This is a genomic window from Streptomyces sp. NPDC085900, from assembly GCF_044540925.1.
Lineage (GTDB): Bacteria > Actinomycetota > Actinomycetes > Streptomycetales > Streptomycetaceae > Streptomyces > Streptomyces gilvifuscus.
In genome coordinates this window covers 571,405-596,783 of sequence record NZ_JBITSP010000002.1, presented here as the reverse complement: position 1 = coordinate 596,783, position 25,379 = coordinate 571,405, and the positions used below count along the sequence as shown (strand labels likewise).

Here is a 25,379-nt window from a genome sequence, read left to right as displayed (position 1 = left end):
ATTCCCGCAGAAGGCGGGACCCAGGTCAGGGGAGAGATCCATGCCCAACGCGCAGCGCCGCCGTCTCGTCGTCAGAAGTGCAGCGTCCGCCCTCGCCGTCGCCCTCGGCGCCACCGCACTCGCCGCCTGCGGTTCGTCCGACGGCGACAGCAAGGCCGAGTCCGGTCCGGTCTCGCTGACGTACTGGACCTGGACGCCCGGCATGGACAAGGTCGTGGACCTGTGGAACAAGGGCCCGGGCAAGAAGGACCAGATCACGGTCGTCGTGAAGAAGCAGGCGTCCGGCGACTCCCTGGTCACCAAGATCCTCACCGCGCACAAGGCGAAGAAGGCGCCGGACCTGGTGCAGGCCGAGTACCAGGCGCTTCCGACGCTGGTCAGCAATGACGCGCTGGCCGACATAGCGAAGGAGGTCGGCGACGCCAAGGGCAAGTTCGCCGACGGCGTCTGGCAGCAGACCACGCTGGGCACGGACGCGGTCTACGCGATCCCGCAGGACATCGGGCCGATGATGTTCTACTACCGCGCCGACCTGTTCAAGAAGTACGGCCTGAAGGTGCCGACGACCTGGGACGAGTTCGCGCAGGTCGCCCGGCAGCTGAAGAAGAAGGCACCGGACAAGGACCTGACCACCTTCTCCGCCAACGACTCCGGCCTGTTCGCGGGCCTCGCCCAGCAGGCCGGCGCCAAGTGGTGGACGACCTCCGGCGACAAGTGGAAGGTCGGCATCAACGACGCGGCGACGCAGAAGGTCGCCAAGTTCTGGGGCGGCCTGGTCAAGGAGGGCGCCGTCGACAACCAGCCGATGTACACCCCGGCCTGGAACAAGGCGCTCAACACCGGCAAGCAGATCGCCTGGGTCTCCGCCGTGTGGGCGCCGGGCACGCTGACCACGGCCGCGCCCGCCACCAAGGGCAAGTGGGCCATGGCCCCGCTCCCCCAGTGGTCCGCCGGCCAGAACGTCACCGGCAGCTGGGGCGGCTCCTCGACGGCCGTCACCACGGACTCGGCCCACAAGGACGCCGCCGCGAAGTTCGCCGCGTGGCTGAACACCGACGGCTCCGCGCTGCAGGCGCTGGCCAAGGAGAGCGGCATCTACCCGGCCGCCACGAACGCCCAGACCAGCGGGGCCTTCACCACTCCCCCGGCCTACTTCGCCAACCAGTCGGACTTCTACACCAAGGCCGCCGAGATAGCGAAGACCACCGCGCCCTCGGCCTGGGGCCCCAACGTGAACGTCGCCTACACCACCTTCAACGACGCCTTCGGCGCCGCCGCCAAGAACAAGTCGGACTTCGTCGCCGCCCTGAACACGATGCAGGACGCCACGGTCGCGGACCTGAAGAAGCAGGGCTTCGGGGTCTCTCGGTGACCAGCGCCGCCCGCCGGAGGTCGTACGGGGTCAAGGGGGCCCCGTATGCCTTCCTCGTTCCAGCAACGATCCTCTTCGCCCTGTTCTTCGCGCTGCCCATCGGCTACGCCGTCTACCTCAGCTTCCGCAAGGTGCACGTCTCCGGGCTCGGCCTGGGGTCGGGTGCCCGGAAGGAGGTCTGGGGCGGCGTCGAGAACTACACCGACGCCCTGACCGACGGCGAGCTGATGCACGGAGCGCTGCGCGTGCTGGGCTACGGCTGCATCGTCGTACCGGTGATGCTGGGCCTCGCCCTCCTCTTCGCGCTGATGCTCGACTCCGACAAGGTGCGGTTCGCGCCCGTCACCCGGCTCGCGATCTTCCTGCCGTACGCCATCCCCGGCGTCGTCGCGGCCCTGATGTGGGGCTTCCTCTACCTGCCGGACGTCAGCCCCTTCTACTACGTGCTCGAAAAGCTCCACCTGCCGCAGCCGGACCTCCTCGACGGCGGTCCGCTGTACCTCGCCATGTCGAACATCGCCGTCTGGGGCGGCACCGGCTTCAACATGATCGTCATCTACACCTCGCTGCGGTCGATCCCGGCCGAGGTGTACGAGGCGGCGAGGCTGGACGGCGCCACCCCGCTGCAGACCGCGCTGCGGATCAAGATCCCGATGGTGGCACCGTCGCTGGTGCTGACCTTCTTCTTCTCGATCATCGCCACGCTCCAGGTGTTCAACGAGCCGATGACCCTCAAGCCGCTCACCAACTCCCTGCCCCTGACCTGGAGTCCGCTGATGACCGTCTACCAGGACGCGTTCCGCAAGGGCGACATCTACCAGGCCGCCGCCGAGGCCGTGATCATCGCAGTGGTGACGCTCGTGATGTCCTTCGGCTTCCTGCGGGCCGCCAACCGCCGCCAGAGGCAGGAGGCGACCCGATGAGCTCCCTCGCCGTCCGGGAGGCCCCGCCGGCCGCGGGTACCACCGGCGCCCTCCGGAGCCGGCCGCCGCTGCGCCGCCGTGTCGCCCTGGTCCCCACGCTCACCCTGGTGCTGGGCGCGGTCTACACGCTGCTGCCGGTGGCGTGGGTGATCATCGCTTCGACGAAGTCGGGCAGCGAGCTGTTCTCCACGTTCACGTTCCTGCCCGGCACCGGCTTCGCCGACAACATCAAGCAGCTCGACGCCTACCGCGACGGCGTGTACTGGACGTGGATGGGCAACTCGGCCCTGTACGCCGGTCTGGGCGCGCTGCTGTCGACGTGCGTGTCGGCGCTCAGCGGCTACGCACTGGCGACGTACCGGTTCCGCGGCCGCGAGACGATCTTCAACGTCCTGCTCGCGGGCGTGCTGATGCCGCCGATCATCCTGGCCATCCCGCAGTACCTGCTGCTGGCCAAGGCGGACCTCACCGACTCCTACCTGTCGGTGCTGCTGCCGCAGATCCTCTCCCCCTACGGCGTCTACCTCGCCCGCATCTACGCCGCCGCCGCCGTGCCTGCCGACGTGGTGGAGGCCGGGCGGATGGACGGGGCCGGCGAGTGGCGGATCTTCACCCGGGTCGCGCTGCCGATGATGGTGCCGGGCCTGGTGACGGTGTTCCTGTTCCAGTTCGTGGCCGTGTGGAACAACTTCCTGCTGCCGTACATCATGCTCAGCGACGACGAGAAGTTCCCGATCACACTGGGTCTCTACACGCTGCTCGAGCAGGGCTCCAACCAGCCCGCGCTGTACACCCTGGTGATCACGGGCGCCTTCCTGGCGGTGCTCCCGCTGATCGCTCTCTTCCTGGTCATCCAACGGTTCTGGAGCCTCGATCTGCTCTCCGGGGCCGTAAAGTCATGACCGTGAGCAACACGGGGGGCCGCCGCAGGCCGCCGACGATCCACGACGTCGCGCGCGAGGCCGGTGTCTCACGAGGCACCGTCTCGCGGGTGCTCAACGGCGGGCACTACGTCAGCCCGGCCGCGGCGGAGGCGGTCAACGCGGCGATCCGCAGGACCGGGTACGTCGTCAACCGGCACGCCCGCTCGCTGATCACCGGCCGTTCGGACTCCGTCGGCTTCCTGCTGACGGAGCCTCAGGAGCGGTTCTTCGAGGACCCGAACTTCAACGTGCTGCTCAGCGGCTGCACCCAGGCGCTGGCGGCGCACGACATGCCGCTGCTGCTGATGCTGGCGGGCACCAAGGACGAACGGCGGCGCATCACCCGCTACATCACCGCCGGTCACGTCGACGGGGTGCTGCTGGTCTCCAGTCACTCCGGCGACCCGGTCGCCGAGGAGCTGCGCAAGGCGGGGGTGCCCCTCGTGCAGTGCGGCAAGCCCATGGGGCCCGCCTCCAAGGTCAGTTACGTCGCGGCGGACGACCGGGACGGCGCCCGGGACATGGTGCGCCATCTGCTGTCCCTGGGCCGCCGCCGCGTCGGCATGGTGACCGGCCCGCTGGACCTGCCGGGCGGCGTCGACCGCCTCGCCGGCTACAAGGAGGTGCTCGGGGAAGCGGGCATCGACATCGACGAACGGCTCATCGTCTCCGGCGACTACAGCCGGGCCAGCGGCGAGGCGGGCGCCGAACGGCTGCTGGCCCAGGCCCCGGACATGGACGCCGTGTTCGTCGCCTCCGACCTGATGGCGCAGGGCGCGCTGACCGCGCTGGCCCGCGCGGGCCGCCGGGTCCCCGAGGACGTGGCCGTGGGCGGCTTCGACGACTCCGTCGCGGCCGTGGAGGCCACCCCCGCCCTCACCACCATCCGGCAGCCCTACGACCGCATCAGCGCCGAGATGGTGCGGGTACTGCTCGCGCAGATCGGCGGCGAGGACGCGGCGGCGGTGATCCTCCCGACGGAACTGGTCAAGCGGGACTCGACGTAGCGTCCGGGCGGGCCCCCGGTGGTCGTGGCCCTGCCCATACTGAGGGGCATGGCCCTCTACGACACGCTCGGCACGACGTACGGCCGAACCCGTCGGGCCGATCCACGGATCGCCGCACGCATCCACGCGGCTCTCGGGGATGCCACGGACGTGGTCAACGTCGGGGCGGGCACCGGCTCCTACGAGCCCGCGCGCACCGTGCTCGCCGTCGAGCCCAGCCGGGTCATGGTGGCCCAGCGCCCGCCCGGGAGCGCGCCCGCGGTGCGCGCGGTGGCCGAGCGTCTTCCGCTGCGGGACGGCGCCGCCGACGCCGTCATGGCGCTGCTGACCGTCCATCACTGGACCGACCCTGCGGCCGGGATCGCCGAACTGCGCAGAATCGCCCGCCGCCGGATCGTCGTACTGACCTGGGACCAGCGGATCTTCCGCGAGCGGTTCTGGCTGGTGCGCGACTACCTGCCCGCGGCGGCCGCCTTCGACGACTCCCGGGCCGTTCCGGTCGACCGCCTCGCCGCCCAGCTCGGCGGGGCGCGCCAGGAGCCGGTCCCCGTCCCGCACGACTGCACGGACGGTTTCGGCGCCGCGTTCTGGCGCCGCCCCCACGCCTATCTCGACCCGCGGGTGAGGGCCGGCATCTCCCTGTTCGCGCAGACCGGCGGGGACGCCCTCGCACCCGGGCTGGCGGCGCTCGCCGACGACCTCGCGGCGGGGCGTTGGCACACCCGGCACGCCGGTCTGCTCACCCTGGACACCCTCGACGTCGGCTACCGGCTCCTGGTCGCCGATGTCTGAATCGCAACCGGTCAGGATCCGAGAAGCCGCAGCCCCTCCCCCGCTCTAGCGTGAAACCACCGACGAAATCCGTCGGTGACACCGCTGAGCCGAGGAGAACGCCATGACCGCCGGCCTGAACACGATCATCTACCCCGTCAAGGACCTCGCCAGGGCGAAGGCGCTGTTCAGCGCCCTGCTGGAGACGGAGCCCTACGCGGACGAGCCGTACTACGTCGGCTTCAAGGACGCCGGACAGGACGTCGGCCTCAACCCCAACGGCCACGCGCAGGGGCTGACCGGGGCGGTGCCGTACTGGCACGTCTCCGACATCCGGGGACGGCTCGCCGCGCTGGTGGAGGCGGGTGCCGAGGTGCTGGAGGACGTCCGCGACGTGGGCAACGGCAGGCTGATCGCCTCCCTGAAGGACGCGGACGGCAACCTCATCGGACTGCTCCAGGACCCGGCCGCCTGACGACCGACGAGCCGCATGCATCCGCACTAGTTGCACACTCAACAACTGGCCGATTCGGTGTTACCGTGCGGGTATGGCGGTGAAGACGGCAGACGCCCGGCTCGAGGCGAAGTGGCGGGACATCCTGTCCGTGCACGCGCGCACGATGTGCGAGATCGACCGGGCGCTGCACCCGCACGGCCTGGGCGCGAGCGATTTCGAGGTGCTCGACATCCTCGCGTCCGAGGCGCCCGAGGAGGGCGCCCAGTGCCGGGTGCAGAACCTGGTGGGGCGGGTCCATCTCAGCCAGAGCGCGCTGTCCCGGCTCATCGGCCGGCTGGAGAAGGACGGCCTGGTCGAGCGCTCGGTCTGCGCCGAGGACCGGCGGGGCGTATGGGTCGCCCTGACCCGCAAGGGGCGTGACCTGCACGCCGAGGTCCTGCCGCTGCAGCGCGCCGCGCTGGGGCGCATGCTCGGCTGATCAGTCCGGCGCGCAGCCCCGCAGCACGAAGGCGATGACGTCGTCGAGCCCCGTCTCGCCGACCTCCGGGGGCAGGTGTCCGGTCGCCGCGAGGTCGGCGTAGCCGTGCAGCACGGCGAAGATGGGGATCCCGACCCGCTCCAGCGACCCCTTGCGCACCTCTCCCCTGCGCTGCCCCTCCTCGATCAGCCGCTCCAGCAGCTCAGACCAGCGCTCGGTGGCCACGACCAGGGCCTCGGACGCCTCCGGGGCGTGCTTGAGCGAGTACATCAGCTCCAGCAGCGCGGCGTTCTCCAGGGCGAAGCCCACGTAGGCGCGGACCATCGCGTCGAAACGCTCCGCGAAGGTTTCGCCGACCCCCTCCTGTGACGACTCCAGGACCTCCCGCAGCCGTTCGAAGCCGGCCTGCGCCAGCGCGTCCAGCAGCGCCTGCTTGTCCTTGAAGTGACGGCTCGGCGCGGCGTGGCTGACGCCGAGATCGCGGGCGAGTTCACGCAGCGACAGGTCGGCCGGCCCCCTCTCACGGAGCGTCTGCTCGGCTCGCGCCAGCAGGGCGGCGCGCAGATCTCCGTGGTGGTAGCGGCGAGTCCGGGAGTGCATGGGCATCAGTGTAACGGTCATGTTTGTGACGCCTACATTGTTGTCGCCGTCACTATTGTTGTCATTGACAGCATTGTTGGCGCCGCCTACATTTGCGTTCATGGCTACTCGATCCAGCAAGTGGAACCTCAGCGACATCCCCGACCAGACCGGCCGTACCGCCGTCGTCACCGGCGCCAACAGCGGGCTGGGCATCGCCACCGTGGAGGCGCTGGCCGGCGCCGGCGCGCATGTGGTGCTCGCCGTGCGGGACCCGGCGCGTGGCACCGCCGCCGCGGCGCGGGTGAACGGCAGCGTGGAGGTACGCCGCCTCGACCTCGCCGACCTCGCCTCCGTGCGGGAATTCGCCGCGCAGTGGCAGGGCGACCTGGACCTGCTCGTCAACAACGCCGGCGTCATGAACATCCCGGAGTCCGCCACGAAGGACGGCTTCGAGACGCAGTTCGGCACCAATCACCTGGGCCACTTCGCCCTGACCAACCTGCTGCTGCCGCACATCACCGACCGGGTGGTGACCGTGTCCTCCGGCATGCACCGGATGCCGGGCAGCCCGCGCATCCACTTCGACAACCTCGACCTCACCGGCGAGTACGCCCCCATGAAGGCCTACAGCCAGTCGAAGCTGGCCAACCTGCTGTTCACCCTGGAACTGCAGCGCCGGCTGGAGGCCTCGGGCTCGTCCGTGCGGGCGCTCGCCGCGCACCCGGGCTGGGCGGCGACCAACCTCCAGAGCCACGACGGCAGCGTGCTGCGCCGCGTCCTGATGCAGGTCGGCAACCGCTTCCTCGCCCAGGACAGCAAGGCCGGCGCCCTGCCCACCCTGTACGCCGCCGTCCAGGACCTGCCCGGCGCGAGCTACGTCGGACCGGACGGCCTCGGTGAGATGCGCGGGGCCCCGGCCCTGGTCGGCCGTTCCGCCGCCGCCAGCGACCCGGTCACCGCCCGCCGCCTGTGGGACGTCTCCGAGGAACTGACCGGCGTCGCCTTCCCGCTGTCCGCGGCCGCCGCGCGGGTGTGAGCGGTGACGGCTCTGCTCCTCACGGCCGTACTCCTCCTCGGCATCGCCTGCCTGGTCACCGCGGTCGCCTTCTGACGCGCCGCGGTCGCGCACACTCGCGGCACCGGCCGCCTTGCACCGTCCGCCCGGCCACCGTCGTCGCTCTCCGACGGGGCACGCTCGCGAGGGTCACCCGCTGCCGGAACACGTCCTTGGGGCGCTTGCCCAGGACGGCCGCGGCCATCGCCTGCCGGGCCTCCTGGCCGCGCCTTGCGTCGCGCCGCGGTCGGGCTCAGTGCGTCGGTCCCGCTGCCGGTGGTCGGCCCGAGGAGCCCTCGCCCGGTCTGCGGTCCGCCGGGCGGCGCGGCGGGATGGGGGTCGAGGTGAAGTCGCGTGGACCGGTCCACAGCGCCGGTACGGCGTCGCAGCGGCGGCACAGCCGGTAGGCGATCGCCTCGTAGTTGACACGCCACCCGTGGAAGTGCGGCCAGGCCTCGGCGGTGGCGCGTTCGACGCGGAAGCCCGCCGCCTCCAGCATGGCGACCGCTGCCTCGAACTCGACGGGGTCGAGCTGGATCGGGGCGTTCGGGTCGGGATCGGGGTCGAAGGGGATGCGCAGGGCCCTGGCGACGTCGCGCAACGCGGTGAACCCGGCCCGCAGCACGAGGCGCGCCTCGGGCGGGGCGCTGCGCGGGGTGAGCGCCAGCTGCATGGCCGCCGCGTCCATCACGGCGACGAGGCCGACCAGCCAGTGCCGGTAGGGCCGCGGTGAGCGGAACGCCAGCAGGACAGGGTAGGTGGAGTGGCTCTCGCCGATGTCGGAGGCCAGCCGCTCCCAGGCCCGGTACAGCTCGGGCAGCGCGGTCTCGGTGTCGACGAGGTACTGCCGGGCCAGGATCTCGGGACCCCAGGCCGGTTCGCCGGCCCGCGACTGCAGCAGCGTCACCTCCAGTTCGCGGCGGTTGTAGGCCGCGTAGAGCGTGGGCAGGTAGGCGATCTGCAGGGCGATGAGGACGGGGCCGGTGGCCGCCGCGACGAAGTCCAGCGCGGACAGCCGCAGCCGGGCGCCGCTGGCGAAGCCGAGGGTGAGCAGGCTGGAGCCCGCCTCCCGGAAGGAGCTGCCCCAGGACAGCCCGGACAGGGCGTGCAGCAGCAGTCCGAAGCCGGCCAGGGCGCCGCCGAGCCAGGTGGCGAGCATGCCCATGAGGATCAGCGGGGCGAGCCAGGTCTGCGCGCGGTCGATGGCGCCGTAGTCACCGCGCGGGGCCGCGAGCCGCAGCAGCCGGCGCAGCGTCCACCACAGCCGGTACACCAGCGTCGAGTACAGGCCTCGGGGCACCACCAGAGTGCGCAGCACACTGAAGACCATGACCGCCAGCAGCAGCCCGCCGGCCACGCCGGAGATCCATGTCATGCGGCCATTGTGACCCGAGCCGACGCCCGGCGATCAGCGGTGGGGCGGCGCAGGCCGGGGCCGGCGCGACACCCCGCGATCGGCGTTGCGGCAGCGCGGTCGGGTACGGCAGCGGCATCCCCGCGATCAGCAGCGGGCAGTCCCCGGTCAGGGCAGTACGGAACGTCCGCCTCGGGTGCGGGGCGGGAAACGCACGCGCCCGTCCGGGGGCCCGGCTGCTCCGCTTACGTGATCGGTGGCCGGGCCCACCCGGTATGGGCTGGGCGACGGTGCCTAGGGCCGGGCCAGCAGGGTGCGGACGCCCTCCGAGGTGAGTGTCAGCGGGTGGTCGGAGCCGGCGTCGATGGTCAGCGACAGGTCGTCGGCGGGCCACTGGGAGGCGAGGGCGCCGAGCGGAACCAGGCGGTAGCGCGAGACGAAGGGCAGCAGGTCGGCGAGCTCCCCCTCCGACGTGAACACGGGCACCACCGGGTCGCCGCCCGGCTGCTCCAGGACGGGCAGCGCCACCGCCGAGGGGTCGGCGCCGTCCTCCGGGTTCGCGTCGTCGGGTACGGGCACGAGCACCTCGCTGCCGGCGAGGGTGTCCAGCGCCGCGGTGTCGTCGGTGTTCACGGCCAGCGCGTCCAGCGCCTGCCGAGCCGGTGTCGCGGGGTGGTCATTGGCAGGTGTGTCCATGGAAGATCCCCAGGTAGCGGCGGTCGTACGGCCTGCCCGGGGCATGATCGCGCCCGGGCACGGTTCTGCTCGCGTACCCGAACCCCAGCGGCCCATTCCTGTGACGGCAGGGGAATCCGGCATGGTTCGTTCCCGCGCTGCGGACCGTCAGGGAATCGGCACCGGAAGGTTCAGGGCAGCGGCCGGCACTCCAGCGCCTCTTCGTCGGCGCCGCCGCGCCCGTCCGGTTCCACCCGGTGCACACGGGCGTGCGGCAGGCGGGTCACCGTCTCCGTCAGCCGGCCGTCCGTGAACAGGGCGCCCGTCCCGTCGTCCAGCGCCCAGCCGGCCGGCAGCGATCCGGCGGCGACGGTGGACGGGTAGGAAGGGCGCCGGCCCGGTTCGCTGTCGTAGTGGGGGCAGACGGAGCCGGGCAGCAGGCCCAGTCCGTCCCGCAGGAAGGTCAGCGGGCCGAAGGAGTCCGTGTGCGAGCCCTCCGCCCAGCAGTTGGCGCCGGCGCTGATGCCGCACAGCAGGGTGCCGCGGTCGTAGGCCTCGCGCAGCAGCCGGTCGACGCCGTGCACGCGCCATACCGCGAGCATGTTGGCGGTGTTGCCGCCGCCGACGTACACGACGTCCTGGGAGAGCAGATGTGCGCGCAAAGCCTCGTTGTCCAACTCCCTTTGGAACAACGGAAGTACGGACGGCATGCAGTGCCGGCGGGGCCGGAAGGCGTCGAGGAACCGCTCGATGTACTCGGGCGCGTCACCGCTGGCGGTCGGCAGGAAACAGATGCGCGGCCAGTCGGTGCGCACATGGCTGAGCATCCAGTCGTCCAGAAGCCCGTCGTCGTCGCTGCTGAAGCCTCCGCCGAGGAGGGCCACGCGTCGTCGCGGGGTCGGGGTCGGGTTCGTTCCGGCTCTCACTGCGCCTCCGCGAGCAGCTGGGCGACCGTGGTGACTCGGACCAACGGCCGGTAGAGATCCATGATGTGCAGCGCCTTGGCGTGCGAGTCGTCGTCGGCGCCCGCGCAGGCGTCCGCCGCGACCAGTACTTCGATGCCGGCGTCGGCCGCGGCGAGCGCGGTGGACAGCACGCAGCAGTCGGTGCTCACGCCGGCCAGGACCAGACGGCCCTCCGGCTCCGCGAGGGCGGCGAGGGATGGGCCCCACTTGCCGAAGGTCGGGGCGTCCAGGACGCGCGGGGCCAGGTCGCCGAAGTCGTCGGTCAGCTCCCACAGACGGGCGTTTGGCGGCCGTAGGGCGAAGGGCCACCGGTCGTAGTAGGCACGCCAGGCGCCCTCGGGTCGCGCGGGGGCCACGAAGCGGGTGAAGACGGTGCGGTCGCCGTGGGCCGGCAGCAGGCGTCGTACTCCCGCCGCGGCCTCGGCGTAGCGCGGGGCCGCCCAGGGGCTGTCTGGCTCTGCGAAGACGCGTTGCATGTCGATGACGGCGAGCAGTCCGCTGGTCATACGACCGCTCCCGCGTCCGCGGGGCTCGGGGCCTGTGCTTCCTGGTCGCGCACCCGGGCGCGGCCCAGGGTGAGGGTGCCGAGGAAGCCGAGTGCGAGGGCGGCGAGGACGCCGAGGTTGGCGTAGGCCCACGAGCCGCTCTTGCCGCCGAGGCCGAAGGGCTGGAGCAGGTAGCCCTGCCAGGTGAGCCAGTGGGCGGCCGAGTTGGTGACCAGGCCCCAGCCGAGGGCGGTGGCGGCGACGGTGAGCAGGAGCGGGGTGAGCGGTGCGTCGCCGTAGCGGCCGGCGGGGCGGTAGAGGTCGGTCTCGTCGTAGTCGCGGCGGCGCAGGGCGAGGTCGGCGAGCATGATGCCGCACCAGGCGGCGATGGGGACGCCCAGGGTGGTGAGGAAGCCCATGAACTGGCCGAGGAAGTCGTCGGCGACGAACACGATGTAGACCGAGCCGGCGATCATGAGGACGCCGTCGACGAGGGCGGCCAGGTAGCGGGGGATCCGCAGGCCCGCGGAGAGCAGGGCCAGTCCGGAGGAGTAGATGTCGAGGACGGCGCCGCCGACCAGGCCGAGGACGGCGACGACGGCGAACGGCACCAGGAACCAGGTGGGCAGGAGGATCGTGAGGGCGCCGATGGGGTCGGCGGCGATCGCCGCGGCGAGTTTGTCGGAGGAGCCGGCCAGCAGCAGGCCGAAGACCAGCAGGAGCAGCGGGGCCACCGAGGCGCCGAAGGTGGTCCAGCCGATCACGCCGCGGCTGGAGGAGCCGCGCGGCAGATAGCGGGAGTAGTCGGCGGCGGCGTTGACCCAGCCGAGGCCGAAGCCGGTCATCATGAACACGAGCGCGCCGATGAACTCCTGGGCGGAGCCCGCCGGGATCGCGCTGACGGTGCTCCAGTGGATGTGGTCGGCGACGAGGACGACGTAGACGACGGTGAGGACGCCCGTGACCACCGTGATCACCGTCTGCAGCCTCATGATCAGGTCGAAGCCCATGACTCCGCCGACGACGGTGAGCGCGCCGACGAGGATCAGGGCGACCACCTTGGTCTCGGTGCCGCCGCCCCAGCCGAGGCGGGAGAAGACGGTGGCGGTGGCCATGGTGGCCAGCGCGCACAGCACGGTCTCCCAGCCGACGGTGAGCACCCAGGAGATCACCGAGGGCAGGCGGTTGCCGCGCACCCCGAAGGCCGCGCGGCCGAGCACCATCGTCGGCGCCGAGCCGCGTTTGCCGGCGACCGCGATGAAGCCGCACAGCAGGAACGAGAAGACGATGCCGATGATCCCGGCGATGAGCGCCTGCCAGAAGGAGATCCCGAAGCCGAGCGCGAAGGCGCCGTAGCTGAGTCCGAGGATGGAGACGTTGGCTCCGAACCAGGGCCAGAACAGGGTGCGGGGTGTGCCCTTGCGCTCGGCGTCACCGATCACGTCGAGCCCGTGCGTCTCCACCTGGAGCTGCCGGGCCGCCGCTCTGCCCTCGGGGTTGTCCGGGGACCCTGCCATCGACGACCTCCCGTGTTGCGCGCGTGATGGCTGGAGGCTAAGTGGGGGCCGGGCGGCCGTCAATGATCAACGGGCGGGACCCCGGCCCGGCTCGCCGTGAACCGGGCGGGGTGCTCCCGTTCCACCGGTGGCCCGGGAGCCTCAGCGCGCCCAGAACGGCAGTGGCGCGCAGACGTTCGCGCAGGTGTAGCCGCCGGGCATGAGCAGGCCCGCGTCGTCCTCGTTGTTGTCGCCGCCGGCGAAGTAGACCTCGGGGACCCAGCCCCAGCGGCCGTTGTCGGCCATGGTGCTGCCCCACCAGTAGTTCTCGGCGGCGCCGTCCCGGAAGGTCTCGCCCTTCATCTCGGTGACGAACCAGTTCGCCGCGCCGCCCTGTTCGAGGTGGCCGACGACCGGGGCGCCCGGTGAGCGCGAGGCGAACACCGGGACATGGCCGCGGGTGAGGTTGCAGTGCAGGACGGTGGTGCCCGGCCACACCCGGCCGGAGAGCGGGTCGGTGAGGTCCCGCTTGACGGGGCTGTGGCAGGGCACGTTGTCGGTCGCGTGGGCGGCGGGGGCGGTCAGGGCCGCCAGGGCGGCGAGCGCCGCGGCGGCCGTGAGGAGTCCGCGCTTGATGTGGATCATGCAGAAGGGAACGACCCGTTGCGCCCGGGGGTCACGGCGGTGTGGGTCAGGCGGGGGTCTCGGGCCGGGCGGGCGCGGCCCAGTGGGTGTGGAAGGCGCCGGGACGGTCGGTGCGGAGGTAGGTGTGGGCGCCGAAGTAGTCGCGCTGGCCCTGCAGGAGGGCGGCGGGCAGGCGGTCGGCGCGCAGGGTGTCGTAGTGGGCGAGCGCGGCGGAGAAGGCGGGGACGGGGATGCCGCGGCGGGCGGCGGAGGCGACGGTCTCCCGCCAGGGCACCTGAGCGTCGGTGATCTCCATGGCGAACTCCATCTCGCCGAGCAGGCTGACCAGTTCGCGGTCGGCGGCGTACGCGGCGCGGATGCGGTCGAGGAAGGAGGCGCGGATGATGCAGCCGCCGCGCCAGATCCGGGCGACGGTGCCGAGGTCGATCTTCCAGCCGTACTCGGCGGCCGCGTCCTGGATCATCTTCAGCCCCTGGTCATAGGCGATGACCTTGGAGGCGTACAGGGCGTGCTCGACCTGGGAGGTGAAGCGTTCGGCCTCGGTACGGCTGAGCGGGGGCCGGGTGCCGCCGGGCAGCCCGGCGTAGGCGGCGCGCAGTTCGCTCTGGCCGGAGGCGGCGCGGGCGAAGGTGGCCTGGGCGATGGCGGTGACCGGCGAGGCCAGGTCGAGCGCGGTCTGCACGGTCCAGCGGCCGGTGCCCTTCTGGCCGGCGGCGTCGGCGACGATGTCGACGAAGGGGGCCCCGGTCTCGGCGTCGATGTGGGCGAGGACCTCGGCGGTGATCTCCACCAGGTAGGAGCCGAGGCGGCCCCGGTTCCAGCTGCGGAAGACGTCGGCGATCTCGGCGGGCGTGTACCCGGCGACCTGGCGGAGCAGGTCGTAGGCCTCGGCGATGAGCTGCATGTCGGCGTACTCGATGCCGTTGTGGACCATCTTGACGAAGTGCCCGGCGCCGTCGCTGCCGATGTGGGCGGCACAGGGCTCGCCGTCGACCTTGGCGCTGATCCTCTCGAACATCGGCCCGAGGACGTCGTACGCCTCCGCCGAGCCGCCGACCATGATCGACGGTCCTTCCAGCGCGCCCTCCTCGCCGCCGGAGACGCCGGTGCCGACGAAGTGCAGACCGCGCTCGCGCAGGGCGGCCTCACGGCGGCGGGTGTCGGAGTAGTGCGCGTTTCCGCCGTCGATGATCATGTCGCCGGGCTCCAGGAGCGGGGCGAACTCGTCGATGACGGCGTCGGTGGCCGCTCCCGCCTGCACCATGATCATGAGGTGGCGGGGGCGTTCGAGGGCGGCGACGAACTCCTCGGCCGTCTCGGCGGGCACGAACGCGCCCTCGTCGCCGTACACCTCGATCAGCGCGCGCGTGCGGCTGGCCGAGCGGTTGTGGACGGCGACGGTGTATCCGTTGCGGGCGAAGTTGCGCGCCAGGTTGCGGCCCATCACGCCCAGGCCGGTCACGCCGATGGCTGCGGTTGCGTTCATGGAGTTCGTCCCTCGATCGGAGCGGTGGCGGGGCGGGCGTGCCCCATGCCCGTCAGGTACGGACGGGCGGCCGGATCGTCTCGATTTCCGCGAGAGGCGGATGTGACGAACCCCGCTCAAACGATCGATCAACCAGGGTTTAACATATGAGCGCTGCCTAGCTCGAAAGATGGATCAGTGACTGCTGTCAACGACGACTCGTTCACCAACTGGAAGACCCGCGAGGAGATCGCGGAGTCGATGATCCCCATCATCGGGAAGCTGCACCGCGAGCGGGACGTCACCGTCCTGCTGCACAGCCGCTCCCTGGTGAACAAGTCGGTGGTGAGCATCCTCAAGACCCACCGCTTCGCCCGGCAGATCGCCGGCGAGGAGCTGTCGGTCACCGAGACCATGCCGTTCCTGCGGGCGCTGACCGCGCTCGACCTCGGCCCCTCCCAGATCGACATCGGCATGCTCGCCGCGACCTACCGCGGCGACGACCGCGGTCTGACGGTGGAGGCGTTCACCGCCGAGGCCGTCGCGGGTGCCGCGGGCGCCAACAAGATCGAGCGCGGCGAGGGCCGGGACGTCGTCCTGTACGGCTTCGGCCGCATCGGCCGGCTCGTGGCCCGGCTGCTCATCGAGAAGTCGGGCTCGGGCAACGGCCTGCGGCTGCGCGCGATCGTGGTGCGCGGCGGCGGCGAGCAGGACATCGTCAAGCGGGCCTCGCTGCTGCGCCGGGACTCCATCCACGGGCAGTTCCAGGGCACCATCACCGTGGACGAGGCGTCGAGCACGATCTTCGCCAACGGCAACGCGATCAAGGTGATCTACGCCAACGACCCCTCCGAGGTCGACTACACCGCGTACGGCATCCGCAACGCGATCCTCATCGACAACACCGGCAAGTGGCGCGACCGCGAGGGCCTGTCGCAGCACCTGCGCCCCGGCATCGACAAGGTCGTGCTGACCGCGCCGGGCAAGGGCGACGTCCCGAACATCGTGCACGGCGTCAACCACGACACGATCAAGCCGGACGAGCAGATCCTGTCCTGCGCGTCCTGCACCACGAACGCCATCGTGCCGCCGCTGAAGGCCATGGACGACGAGTACGGCGTGCTGCGCGGCCACGTGGAGACGGTCCACTCGTTCACGAACGACCAGAACCTGCTGGACAACTACCACAAGGCCGACCGCCGCGGCCGCTCGGCGCCGCTGAACATGGTCATCACCGAGACCGGCGCCGCCTCCGCCGTGGCCAAGGCGCTGCCCGACCTCAAGGCACGGATCACCGGCAGCTCGATCCGCGTCCCGGTCCCGGATGTCTCGATCGCGATCCTCAACCTGCAGCTCGCCCGGGAGACGGACCGCGAGGAGGTCCTCGACTACCTGCGCGAGGTGTCGCTGACCTCGCCGCTCAAGCGCCAGATCGACTTCACCACCGCCCCCGACGCGGTCTCCAGCGACTTCATCGGCTCGCGGCACGCCTCCATCGTCGACGCCGGCGCGACCAAGGTGGAGGGCGACAACGCGATCCTCTACCTCTGGTACGACAACGAGTTCGGCTACTCCTGCCAGGTGATCCGCGTCGTCCAGCACGTCTCCGGGGTCGAATACCCGACCTTCCCGAGTCCGGCGGCCTGACCTGGGAACCCGTCTGGTCAAGGGTCGGCAATGCCACCTTTGGCCAGACGTTTCCAGGGAATGAATCCGGCCACAGGGTGGATCTGTTCGCTGGAGGCGCCGTGACCACATCGTCGGAACCGCGGGTACAGGGCCTGGAGATCCGGTCCATCGACTACGTCCCGCTGGACGAGCGCCACGGCAAGCTGTGGCACCTCGGCCCGCTGTGGTTCATGTCGAACGCACAGATCGCCACACTGGCCGTGGGCCTGATCAGCATCACCGAGGGCGGCAATCTCATCTGGTCGCTGATCGCGATCGTGGCGGGCACCGTCCTCGGCACCTTCTTCATGGCCTTCCACTCGGCGCAGGGCCCCCAGCTGGGCCTGCCGCAGATGATCCAGTCGCGGCCCCAGTTCGGCTACGTCGGCGCCCTGCTGGTCTGGCTGTTCGCCTACGTCCAGTACGCGGGCTTCAACGTCTTCAACACGATCCTCGCGGGCGAGGCCATGCACACCACCGTGCACGGCGGAGTGAAGCTGTGGGTGGTCGTGGTCACCGTGCTCGCCCTCGTGATCGCGCTGGTGGGCTACGACATCATCCACAAGGCCGAACGGTTCCTGACCTACACCTTCCTGGTCGTCTTCGGCATCTTCACCGTCGGCATGCTGGTCACCCTGCACTACCCGGCCGGCTCCTTCGACCTCGGCGCCTTCAAGTGGACGCCGTTCCTGGCCCAGTTCGGCGTGGTCGCCGGCTACCAGATCAGCTGGGCGATCTACGTCTCCGACTACTCCCGCTACCTGCCGCCGAACGTCACCGTCCGCAAGACCTTCTACTGGACCTACTTCGGCTCCGCTCTCGGCGGTATCTGGCTGATGGTCCTCGGCGCCCTGCTCGCCGCCTGGGCGGGCAAGGACTTCGACACGATCAAGTCGATCAACGCGGCGGGCGACAAGGTGTTCAGCGGCTTCGGCGCGATCGTGCTGCTGTTCGCCGCGCTGGGCCTGGTCTCGGTCACCGCGCTGAACATGTACGGGGGCTCGCTCACCCTCATCAGCGCCATCGACTCGTTCAAGCGGGTGCGGCCCACCCTCGCCGTCCGACTGGTCACCATCGGCCTCACCGCGGCCCTCTCCCTGGTCGGCGCGCTGGCCGCGACCTCGCACTTCCTGGAGAACTTCAACAACTTCCTGCTGCTGGTCCTCTATCTCTTCATCCCCTGGACCGCGGTGAACCTGATGGACTACTACGTGGTGCGCCGCGGCCACTACGCCATCGCCGAGATCTTCAACCCGCGAGGCATGTACGGCCGTTGGGGCTGGCACGGCATCATCTCCTACCTGGTCGGCTTCGCCGTCATGATCCCGTTCTTCGCCGTCGGCACCCTCTACACCGGCCCGATCGCCCACGCCCTCGACGGCGCCGACATCTCGCTGTTCGTCGGACTGCCGGTCTCCGCGGTGCTGTACTGGTGGCTGACCCGCTCGATCGACGTGGCGGCCGAGCAACGGGTGGCCGAGGCGGAGGCCGAGGCACTGGAGCTCGCGGCGCACGAGCACCGCGAGCCCTGACCCGCCCGCCTTGTCACCGCCGCACTAACGGCGCTCCCCGGGCACTCAACTCCCGCAAAACACAACCCTCAACCATCCCCCTCGCCATGGCCTCGCTGCCATATTCGAAAGCCACTTCGGAGGTGGCTGTGACGCGAGAGGCGACGACATCCCGGGACGGGGACACGGCGGCGCACGCCCCAGGCCGCACCGCCGCGCGGCTCGCCGAACTGGAGAGCCGTCGCGTACGGGCGGTGGCCCCGGGCGGCGCGAGACGGCGCGGGCGACTCGGTGCGCGGGAGCGGATCGAACGGCTGCTGGACGCGGGCTCCTTCACCGAGACCGGTCTGTTCGTGCGGGCCCGCCCGGCCGGGGACGGTGCCCGGCGCCCGTACGGGGACGGCGTGGTCACCGGGCACGGCACCGTCGACGGCCGTGCCGTCTGCGTGTTCGCCCAGGACTCCACGGTCTTCGGCGGCAGCATGGGCGAGGCCTTCGGCGAGAAGACGGTCGCCCTGATGGACCTCGCCCTGAAGATCGGCTGCCCGGTCGTCGGGCTCAACGACGGCGGCGGGGCCCGCATCCAGGAGGGCGTCGCCTCCCTCGCCCTCTACGCCGAGCTGGTGCGCCGCAACGTCAGGGCCTCCGGGGTCATCCCGCAGATCTCCGTCGTCCTGGGACCCTGCGCGGGAGGCGCCGCCTACTCCCCTGCCATCACCGACCTGACGGTGATGGTGGACGGCGCCTCCCACATGTTCGTCACCGGCCCCGACGTCATCGAGGCCGTCACCGGCGAGCGCACCAGCGCCGAGGAGCTGGGCGGCGCCCGCACCAGCAACGCCGTCAACGGCAACGCGCACTTCCTCGCCGCCGACGAGGAGGACGCGCTGGACACCGTGCGCGACCTGCTGTCGTACCTGCCCGCCAACAACCTCGAACGCCCCCCGGAGTACGCCCCGGGCTGCGTACGCGACGGCGCCTGGCTGGACGAGGTCGTACCCGACCGGCTGGGACAGGCCTACGACATGCGGGACATCCTGCACGCAGTCGTCGACGACGGCGAACTCCTGGAGGTCCAGGCCCTGTTCGCGCCCAACATCATCTGCGCGCTGGCCCGGGTCGAGGGCCGCACCGTCGGCGTCGTCGCCAACCAACCCCTGCACGCGGCCGGTGTGCTGGACATCGACGCCTCGGAGAAGGCGGCCCGCTTCGTACGGTTCTGCGACGCGTTCGGCATCCCGCTGCTGACCTTCGCCGACGTGCCGGGCTACCTCAGCGGCGTCCGCCAGGAGCAGGCGGGGATCATCCGCCGCGGCGCCAAACTGCTGTACGCCTACGCCGAGGCGACCGTCCCCAAGGTCACCGTCGTGATCCGCAAGGCCTACGGCGGCGGATACGCGGTGATGGGCTCCAAGCACCTGGGCGCCGACGTCAACCTCGCCTGGCCCACGGCCCGCATCGCGGTGATGGGCGCCGAGGGCGCCGTCGGCATCCTGCACCGGCGCGAACTCGCCGCCGCGGCCGACCCTCAGGCGCTGCGCGCCCGGCTCGTCGCCGCGTACGAGAGCACCCACGGCACCCCGTACCTCGCCGCCGAGCGCGGCTACGTCGACGCGGTCATCGCACCGCGCGAGACCCGCGAGCAGGTGTGCCGCGCGCTCAGGACCTTGCGCGGCAAGCGTGCCCCGATGCCGGAGCGCCGGCACGGCAACATCCCCCTCTGACCCCGCGCACCGCTCCCACCGCCGCGCCCCACACGCCGACCACGTCAGGAGCCATGCCCGATGGACAGCCGCCGTCCCCCGCTCGTGCCCGCCCACCGCAGCCTGCCGGAACTGGTCCGGCACTGGGCCGAGACCACCCCCGACCGCCGGGCGTTCACCTACGTCGACCATCCCGCGCCGGGGTCCCGGGGCGTCCACCGCACGCTGACCTGGCGGCGCCTGGACCTGCGGGTGCGCGCTCTGGCCGCCCGGCTCGCCGAGGACACCGAACCCGGCGCGCGGGTGGCGCTGCTGTGTCCGCAGGGCACGGAGTACGTCACCGCCTTCCTCGCCGCGCTCACGGCCGGTCTGGTCGCCGTACCGCTGTATCCGCCGGACCTGCCCGGCCACGGCGACCGGCTCACGGCGGTGCTCGCCGACGCCCGCCCGGCGGTGGTGGTGACCACGAGCCCGGCCGCCGACCTGGTACGGGACTTCTGCGCGGACACCGCGGCCCGGGTCGTCCTCGCGGACCAGGTGCCGGACGCGGCCGCGGAGGGGTGGCAGCCGGTGACGCCTCAGGAGTCGGCGGTCGCCTACCTCCAGTACACCTCCGGCTCCACCCGCACCCCGGCGGGCGTGGAGATCACCCACGCCAACGTCGTCGCCAACGCCCGCCAGGCCCTGACCGCCTACTGCGCCGACGCCCACCCGGTGACCTGCGTGGGCTGGCTGCCGCTCTACCACGACATGGGGCTGGTGCTGAGTGTGGCCGCCCCGGTGGTGCGCGGGCTGCTGTCGGTGCTGATGGACCCGGTGGCGTTCCTGCACGAGCCGGTGCGCTGGCTGCGACTGCTGGGCGCACATCCGCGCGCGGTGAGCGCGGCACCCAACTTCGCCTACGACTACTGCGCCGCCGCCGTCACCGAGGCGCAGAAGGCGGATCTGCGGCTGGGTGACATCGCCGCGCTGATCAACGGCAGCGAGCCGGTCCGCCCGGGCACCGCCGACCGCTTCCACGCCGCCTTCGCCGCCCAGGGACTCGATCCTGCGACGCATTGCCCGTCGTACGGGCTGGCCGAGGCCACCGTCTTCGTCAGCGCCGCCCGGCCCGGCGAACCGCCGCACCGTTTCGCCCTCGACCGGGACGCCCTGGCGGCCGGCAAGGCGCTGCCCGCCCGGGCCGAGGACCCCAGGGCCGTGCTGCTGGCGGGCTGCGGTACTCCGGCGGGCCAGCGGGTGCACATCACCGATCCGGTGACGGACGCCGTCCTGTCCGAGGGCGAGGTCGGCGAGATCCGGGTCCAGGGACCGAACGTCGGGCGCGGCTACTGGAACCAGGAGGAGCACACCCGGCGCGTCTTCGGCCCCGACGGCCTGCTGCGCACCGGAGACCTCGGGACCGTGCTGGACGGGCAGTTGATCGTCACCGGCCGGCTGAAGGACCTCATCGTCGTGGACGGCCGCAACCACTACCCGCAGGACGTGGAGGCCACCGCCCAGGAGGCCCACCCGGCCCTGCGGCCCGACCGGCTCGCCGCCTTCGGCACTTCGGCGGCCTCGGGCGTCTCGGGTGCCTCGGGTGTCTCAGGTGCCTCGGGCGAGCGGGTGGTCGTCGTCGCCGAGCATGTGCGCGGCACGTCCCTGGCCGAGATCGACGTACCGGCCCTGGTGGGTGCCGTGCGCGCGGCCGTGTCATCCCGGCACGGGCTGCGGCTGGCCGACGTCGTCCTCGTGCCGCCGGGCACCGTGCCGCGGACCTCCAGCGGCAAGGTGTCGCGGGCGCTGACCCGAGAGCGGTATCTGGCGGGCGCGTACCCGGCCGAGGGGGTGCGGTGAGCGCCGTCGACGAGCGGGCGGTACGCCGGCTGATCGCCCGGCGGGTGGCCGAGTGGGGCGGCACGGAGGCCGAACACGCCCCGATGGACCGGCCGTTGGCGGACCTCGGCATGTCCTCGCGGGACGCGGTGACCCTGGCCGGGGAGCTGTCGGTCCTGGCCGGGCGCGAGCTGCCCGCCACGCTGGTGTGGGAGGCGCCCACCGGGGAGGCGCTGGTGGAGCGCCTGTGCGGCCCGTGGGGGGCGGCTACCTCGACGGCCGGGCGCGAACCCGCGGCATCCGGAGGGCTGTTGACCTCCGGCGAGCCCGTGGCGGCCGGACGGCCGGTGACCTCCGGCGAACCCGTGGCGGTCATCGGCGTCGGTTGCCGGCTGCCCGGCGGGGTGCACGGTCCGGACGACTACTGGCGGCTGCTGGGCGAGGGCGTCGACGCGATCCGTCGGGTGCCCGAGGACCGCTGGCGCGACTTCACCGCCTTCCCGCCCGCCGACGCGCTCCCCCACGGCGGCTACCTGGACGACATCGCCGGGTTCGACGCGGACTTCTTCCGCATCACCCCGCGCGAGGCCGCCGTGATGGACCCGCAGCAGCGGATCCTGCTGGAGGTGGTGCATGAGACGCTCGACCACGCCGCCGTCCCGGCCGCCTCCCTGGCCGGCACCGACACCGGTGTGTTCGTGGGCGTTTCGGCGCCCGAGTACGGCGGGCTCACCGGCGCCGACGCGGACTCGGTCGACCCGTGGGCCCCGGCGGGCGCCGCGCTCAGCGTGACCGCGGGGCGGCTGGCGTACGTCCTGGACACCCGGGGACCCAGCATGGCCGTCGACACCGCCTGCTCCTCGTCGCTGGTCGCCGTGCACCACGCGTGTGTGAGCCTGCGGACGGGCGAGTGCGACACGGCGATCGCCGCCGGCGTCAACCTGCTGCTCTCCCCCACCGTGACCGTCGCGTTCCGGCGGGCAGGGGCCCTGGCCCCGGACGGGCGCTGCAAGCCGTTCTCCACGGCGGCGGACGGCATCGGGCGCGGCGAGGGCTGCGCCGCCGTACTGCTGAAGCGGCTGTCCGACGCCGAACGGGACGGCGACCGCGTGCTGGCCGTCATCCGGGCCACGGCCGTCAACTCCGACGGCCGCTCCAACGGCCTGCTGGCTCCCAATCCGGCCGCTCAGCAAGCCCTTTTGGCCACCGCGTACGCGCGAGCGAGTGCCGTACCGGGGCAAGTGGACTACGTCGAGGCGCACGGCACCGGCACTCCGCTCGGCGATCCGATCGAGGCGGGCGCGCTCGGCGCGGTCCTCGGCACGGACCGCGATCCCGACCAGCCGCTGCTGCTGGGCTCGGTCAAGGGCAACCTCGGTCATCTGGAGTCGGCCGCGGGCGTCGCCGGGCTGGTCAAGACCGTCCTCGCCCTGCATCACGACCTCATCCCGCCGTCCCTGCACTGCGCGGACGGCAGCGCCGTGGACGGCACGCGGCTGCGGGTGGTGACCGAGCCGGAGCCCTGGCCGCGCTACGGCGGCACGGCCGTGGCGGGTGTCTCCGGGTTCGGCTTCGGCGGCACCAACGCCCATGCGGTGCTGGAGGAATGGCGGCCCGCCCCGACTCCACCCCACGAGAGCCCGGCCGCCCGGCTGCACTTGCTGTCCGACGTCGACGCGGGACGGATCCGGGACACCGCGTCCCGGCTCGCCGACTGGCTGCGCACCCCCGGAGGCGCCGGCGCGCACCCGGCCGACGTCGCGCGCACGCTCGCGGGACGGACCGGCCGGGGTCCCGTTCGGGCCGCGGTCGTCGCCCGCGACCGCGCCGAACTCGTCGAAGCCCTGGGCGCGTTGGGTTCCGGGCGGGCGCATGACGGGGTGGTGACCGAGGACCGGGACCGTGTCGGGCGCGGCCCGGTGTGGGTCTTCTCCGGGTACGGCAGCCAGTGGGCCGGCATGGGGCGCCGGCTGCTCGCCGAGGAGCCGGCCTTCGCCGGCGCCGTGGAGAAGACGGACGCCCAGCTCGCCGCCGAGTGCGGGTTCTCCCTGTACGACCACCTCGCCTCCGGCGGCGAACTGGAGCGCCTGGAGGTCGCCCAGCCCGTGCTGTTCGGGGTGCAGGTGGCCCTCGCCGAGCTGTGGCGCGCCCATGGCGTCGAGCCCGCCGCCGTGATCGGCCACTCCATGGGCGAGGTCGCCGCCGCGGTGTGCTCGGGGGCCCTGGACCTGTCGGACGGGGCGCGGATCGTCGCCGTACGGGCGCGGCTGCTCAGTCGGCTGCGGGGCGGCTCGATGGCCGTGGTCGACCTCGACGAGACCGAAGTCGACGCGCTGCCACGGGACTTCCCCGGTGTTCATGTCGCCGTGCACTCCTCACCCGGACAGCAGGTCGTCACCGGGGAGGAGGAGGCGGTGGCCCGGCTCGTACGGCGGCTGCAGGGCTTGGGGCGCGCGGCCAAGGCGATGAAGGTCGTCGGCGCCGGGCACTCCCCTCAAGTCGACTCGCTGCTGACCGAGTTGGCCGAGTCGCTGGTCGACGTCCAGGGCAGGCGGCCTCGCGTGCCGGTCTACTCCACCGTTCTCGACGACCCGCGCGGGGAGAGCGTCTTCGACGCCGCCCACTGGGTCGCGAACCTGCGGCGGCCGGTCCGTCTGGACCGGGCCGTCGCGGCCGCCGCGGCCGACGGTCACGGCGCCTTCGTCGAGATCTCGCCCCACCCGGTCCTGCTGCGGGCCCTCACCGGCACCGCGCCGGGCGCCCTGGCCCTGGGCACGCTCCGCCGTGACGCCGACGACTCGGCCGCCTTCCTCGGCCGGTTGGGCACCCTGTACGCGGCGGGCCTGCGGCTGCCGCTGCCGGCCGGGCGCGTCATCGACCTGCCCGCTCCGCGCTGGCGGCACGCGCGGCACTGGTGGACGGACGGGCGGGCGGCGGCCCCGGCGGCGCCCAAGAAGGAGCCGGTGGAGGACGACGACTCCGTCACCGGCCGCCTGCGTCACCACCTCGCGGCCGTCACCGGCCATCCGCCGGGCCGTCTCACCGCCGACACCCCGCTGGCCGACCTCGGACTCGACTCGCTGATGGCCGTTCGCATCCGCACGGCGCTGGAGCGCGAGTTCCGGATCGAACTGCCACTGCGCGACCTGATGGGCGCCGCCCGCCTCGGCGACCTCGCCGGCCGCCTCCGACGAGCCCTCCCCACCGGGGAGTTCGAGCTCCTGCGGCCCCTGAACGCCACCGCCTCCAAGGCGGCCCCGCTCTTCCTGGTCCACGCAGCCGGGGGAACGACCGACGTCTACCGCACCCTCGCCGAACGCCTCGGCGACGACCGGTCGGTGTACGGGCTCGACCGGCTCGAAGAGGCCCGCACGGTCACCGAGAAGGCCCGCCGTTACTCCCAAGCCATCACGGCCGCCCACCCGAACGGGCCGTGTTTGCTCGGCGGTTGGTCCTTCGGCGGGTTCGTCGCACAGGAGACGGCACGTCAGCTGACGGACGCCGGACGCGAGGTGGAGCTGGTGGTGCTCATCGACTCCGTACGGCCCCTGCCCCGGCCCGACCGGCTGCGCGCCCACCTCATGGGCTTCGCGGCCCACGTCGCGGACGTCTACGGGGTGCGGCTGGAGCTGCCGTACGACGAGCTCGTCGCGATGGACGACGACGGCGAGCGCATCGACACGGTGCTGCGGGCCCTGCGGGAGGCCGCCGAGGTGCCGGCCGCCGCGCTGGAGCACCAGCGCGCCTCCTACCTGGACCTGAGGATCGGCGAGGCGCACCGGCCGCGGCGCTACGACGGGCGGGTGGTGCTGTACCGGGCGACCGAGCCCGCGCCGCACACCGTGCGCGACCCGGCCTACGAACGCGACGACGAGGCGCTCGGCTGGGACGAGGTGTGTCCTCGGCTGACCGTCGTACCGGTCGCGGGGCACCATCTGTCGCTCCTCGACCCGCCCCACGTCGACGAGCTCGCCGCGCGGCTGCGGCGGGCGTTCGCCGAGCAGGTCCGCTGAACCGGAGAACCGAG

At 72.2% G+C, this 25,379-nt stretch carries 21 protein-coding genes; 13 read left to right on the top strand and 8 right to left on the bottom strand.

The window, feature by feature from the left end; translation table 11 throughout:
• Window positions 1-40 precede the first annotated feature (40 nt).
• The 7 genes from ACIGDI_RS07415 to ACIGDI_RS07385 all read left to right on the top strand — a co-directional run bounded on the left by ACIGDI_RS07415 (window position 41) and on the right by ACIGDI_RS07385 (window position 5,931).
• Window positions 41-1,372, top strand: a complete 1,332-nt coding sequence (locus ACIGDI_RS07415) for an ABC transporter substrate-binding protein (RefSeq protein ID WP_399891862.1) — start codon at window positions 41-43, stop codon at window positions 1,370-1,372.
• Complete coding sequence (locus ACIGDI_RS07410) at window positions 1,369-2,295, top strand: carbohydrate ABC transporter permease (RefSeq protein ID WP_399891859.1); 927 nt, start codon at window positions 1,369-1,371, stop codon at window positions 2,293-2,295. Before ACIGDI_RS07415 ends, ACIGDI_RS07410 begins: the two co-directional genes overlap by 4 nt.
• On the top strand, window positions 2,292-3,197 hold the full coding sequence (locus ACIGDI_RS07405) for a carbohydrate ABC transporter permease (RefSeq protein WP_399891856.1): 906 nt from the start codon (window positions 2,292-2,294) through the stop codon (window positions 3,195-3,197). The genes ACIGDI_RS07410 and ACIGDI_RS07405 overlap by 4 nt, the downstream gene beginning before the upstream one ends.
• Window positions 3,194-4,225, top strand: a complete 1,032-nt coding sequence (locus ACIGDI_RS07400) for a LacI family DNA-binding transcriptional regulator (protein WP_399891853.1) — start codon at window positions 3,194-3,196, stop codon at window positions 4,223-4,225. Before ACIGDI_RS07405 ends, ACIGDI_RS07400 begins: the two co-directional genes overlap by 4 nt.
• 48 nt (window positions 4,226-4,273) lie before the next feature.
• On the top strand, window positions 4,274-5,017 hold the full coding sequence (locus tag ACIGDI_RS07395; protein WP_399891849.1) for a methyltransferase domain-containing protein: 744 nt from the start codon (window positions 4,274-4,276) through the stop codon (window positions 5,015-5,017).
• A gap of 103 nt (window positions 5,018-5,120) precedes the next feature.
• Window positions 5,121-5,471, top strand: a complete 351-nt coding sequence (locus ACIGDI_RS07390; protein ID WP_399891846.1) for a VOC family protein — start codon at window positions 5,121-5,123, stop codon at window positions 5,469-5,471.
• Window positions 5,472-5,544: 73 nt separating this feature from the next.
• Window positions 5,545-5,931 carry a MarR family winged helix-turn-helix transcriptional regulator gene (locus ACIGDI_RS07385; RefSeq protein WP_200697737.1) on the top strand — a complete coding sequence of 129 codons (387 nt, stop codon included), beginning with the start codon at window positions 5,545-5,547 and terminating at the stop codon, window positions 5,929-5,931.
• Here the strand turns inward: ACIGDI_RS07385 and ACIGDI_RS07380 are convergent, their stop codons facing one another.
• Window positions 5,932-6,531 (bottom strand): TetR/AcrR family transcriptional regulator, encoded by a 600-nt coding sequence (locus ACIGDI_RS07380; RefSeq protein WP_399891843.1) that lies wholly within the window; start codon window positions 6,529-6,531, stop codon window positions 5,932-5,934.
• Window positions 6,532-6,631: 100 nt separating this feature from the next.
• Here ACIGDI_RS07380 and ACIGDI_RS07375 point away from each other — a divergent pair, with 100 nt between their 5' ends.
• Complete coding sequence (locus ACIGDI_RS07375; protein ID WP_399891840.1) at window positions 6,632-7,549, top strand: oxidoreductase; 918 nt, start codon at window positions 6,632-6,634, stop codon at window positions 7,547-7,549.
• Between the two features lie 271 nt (window positions 7,550-7,820).
• Here ACIGDI_RS07375 and ACIGDI_RS07370 read toward each other — a convergent pair whose 3' ends face one another.
• The 7 genes from ACIGDI_RS07370 to gndA all read right to left on the bottom strand — a co-directional run bounded on the left by ACIGDI_RS07370 (window position 7,821) and on the right by gndA (window position 14,673).
• Window positions 7,821-8,942, bottom strand: coding sequence for a hypothetical protein (locus ACIGDI_RS07370; protein ID WP_399891837.1), 1,122 nt, complete (start codon window positions 8,940-8,942; stop codon window positions 7,821-7,823).
• Window positions 8,943-9,215: 273 nt separating this feature from the next.
• Complete coding sequence (locus tag ACIGDI_RS07365; protein WP_200697733.1) at window positions 9,216-9,617, bottom strand: SseB family protein; 402 nt, start codon at window positions 9,615-9,617, stop codon at window positions 9,216-9,218.
• Between the two features lie 170 nt (window positions 9,618-9,787).
• A complete protein-coding gene (locus ACIGDI_RS07360; protein ID WP_399891834.1) occupies window positions 9,788-10,522 on the bottom strand; it encodes a Type 1 glutamine amidotransferase-like domain-containing protein in 735 nt (244 codons plus the stop codon).
• Window positions 10,519-11,067, bottom strand: a complete 549-nt coding sequence (locus ACIGDI_RS07355) for a cysteine hydrolase family protein (RefSeq protein ID WP_399891831.1) — start codon at window positions 11,065-11,067, stop codon at window positions 10,519-10,521. The genes ACIGDI_RS07360 and ACIGDI_RS07355 overlap by 4 nt, the downstream gene beginning before the upstream one ends.
• The gene (locus ACIGDI_RS07350; protein WP_399891828.1) at window positions 11,064-12,563 is read right to left on the bottom strand and encodes a purine-cytosine permease family protein; all 1,500 of its coding nucleotides are present in this window, start codon (window positions 12,561-12,563) and stop codon (window positions 11,064-11,066) included. Before ACIGDI_RS07350 ends, ACIGDI_RS07355 begins: the two co-directional genes overlap by 4 nt.
• A 141-nt stretch (window positions 12,564-12,704) precedes the next feature.
• Window positions 12,705-13,187 (bottom strand): hypothetical protein, encoded by a 483-nt coding sequence (locus ACIGDI_RS07345; RefSeq protein WP_399891825.1) that lies wholly within the window; start codon window positions 13,185-13,187, stop codon window positions 12,705-12,707.
• A gap of 46 nt (window positions 13,188-13,233) precedes the next feature.
• Complete coding sequence (gene gndA / locus ACIGDI_RS07340) at window positions 13,234-14,673, bottom strand: NADP-dependent phosphogluconate dehydrogenase (RefSeq protein WP_399891822.1); 1,440 nt, start codon at window positions 14,671-14,673, stop codon at window positions 13,234-13,236.
• A gap of 177 nt (window positions 14,674-14,850) precedes the next feature.
• Between gndA and ACIGDI_RS07335 the strand changes: the two genes are divergently transcribed.
• The 5 genes from ACIGDI_RS07335 (at window position 14,851) to ACIGDI_RS07315 (ending at window position 25,365) form a co-directional block, all read left to right on the top strand.
• Window positions 14,851-16,299 (top strand): glyceraldehyde-3-phosphate dehydrogenase, encoded by a 1,449-nt coding sequence (locus ACIGDI_RS07335; RefSeq protein ID WP_399891820.1) that lies wholly within the window; start codon window positions 14,851-14,853, stop codon window positions 16,297-16,299.
• A 101-nt stretch (window positions 16,300-16,400) separates the two neighbouring features.
• Entirely contained in the window at window positions 16,401-17,852 is a 1,452-nt protein-coding gene (locus ACIGDI_RS07330) for a purine-cytosine permease family protein (protein WP_399891817.1), read from the top strand.
• Window positions 17,853-17,938: 86 nt separating this feature from the next.
• Window positions 17,939-19,555: an acyl-CoA carboxylase subunit beta gene (locus ACIGDI_RS07325; RefSeq protein ID WP_399891814.1), complete on the top strand. Its 1,617-nt coding sequence runs from the start codon at window positions 17,939-17,941 to the stop codon at window positions 19,553-19,555.
• Between the two features lie 60 nt (window positions 19,556-19,615).
• Window positions 19,616-21,373, top strand: a complete 1,758-nt coding sequence (locus tag ACIGDI_RS07320; RefSeq protein WP_399891811.1) for a fatty acyl-AMP ligase — start codon at window positions 19,616-19,618, stop codon at window positions 21,371-21,373.
• Complete coding sequence (locus ACIGDI_RS07315) at window positions 21,370-25,365, top strand: beta-ketoacyl synthase N-terminal-like domain-containing protein (RefSeq protein ID WP_399891806.1); 3,996 nt, start codon at window positions 21,370-21,372, stop codon at window positions 25,363-25,365. The genes ACIGDI_RS07320 and ACIGDI_RS07315 overlap by 4 nt, the downstream gene beginning before the upstream one ends.
• The last annotated feature ends 14 nt before the right edge of the window (window positions 25,366-25,379 follow it).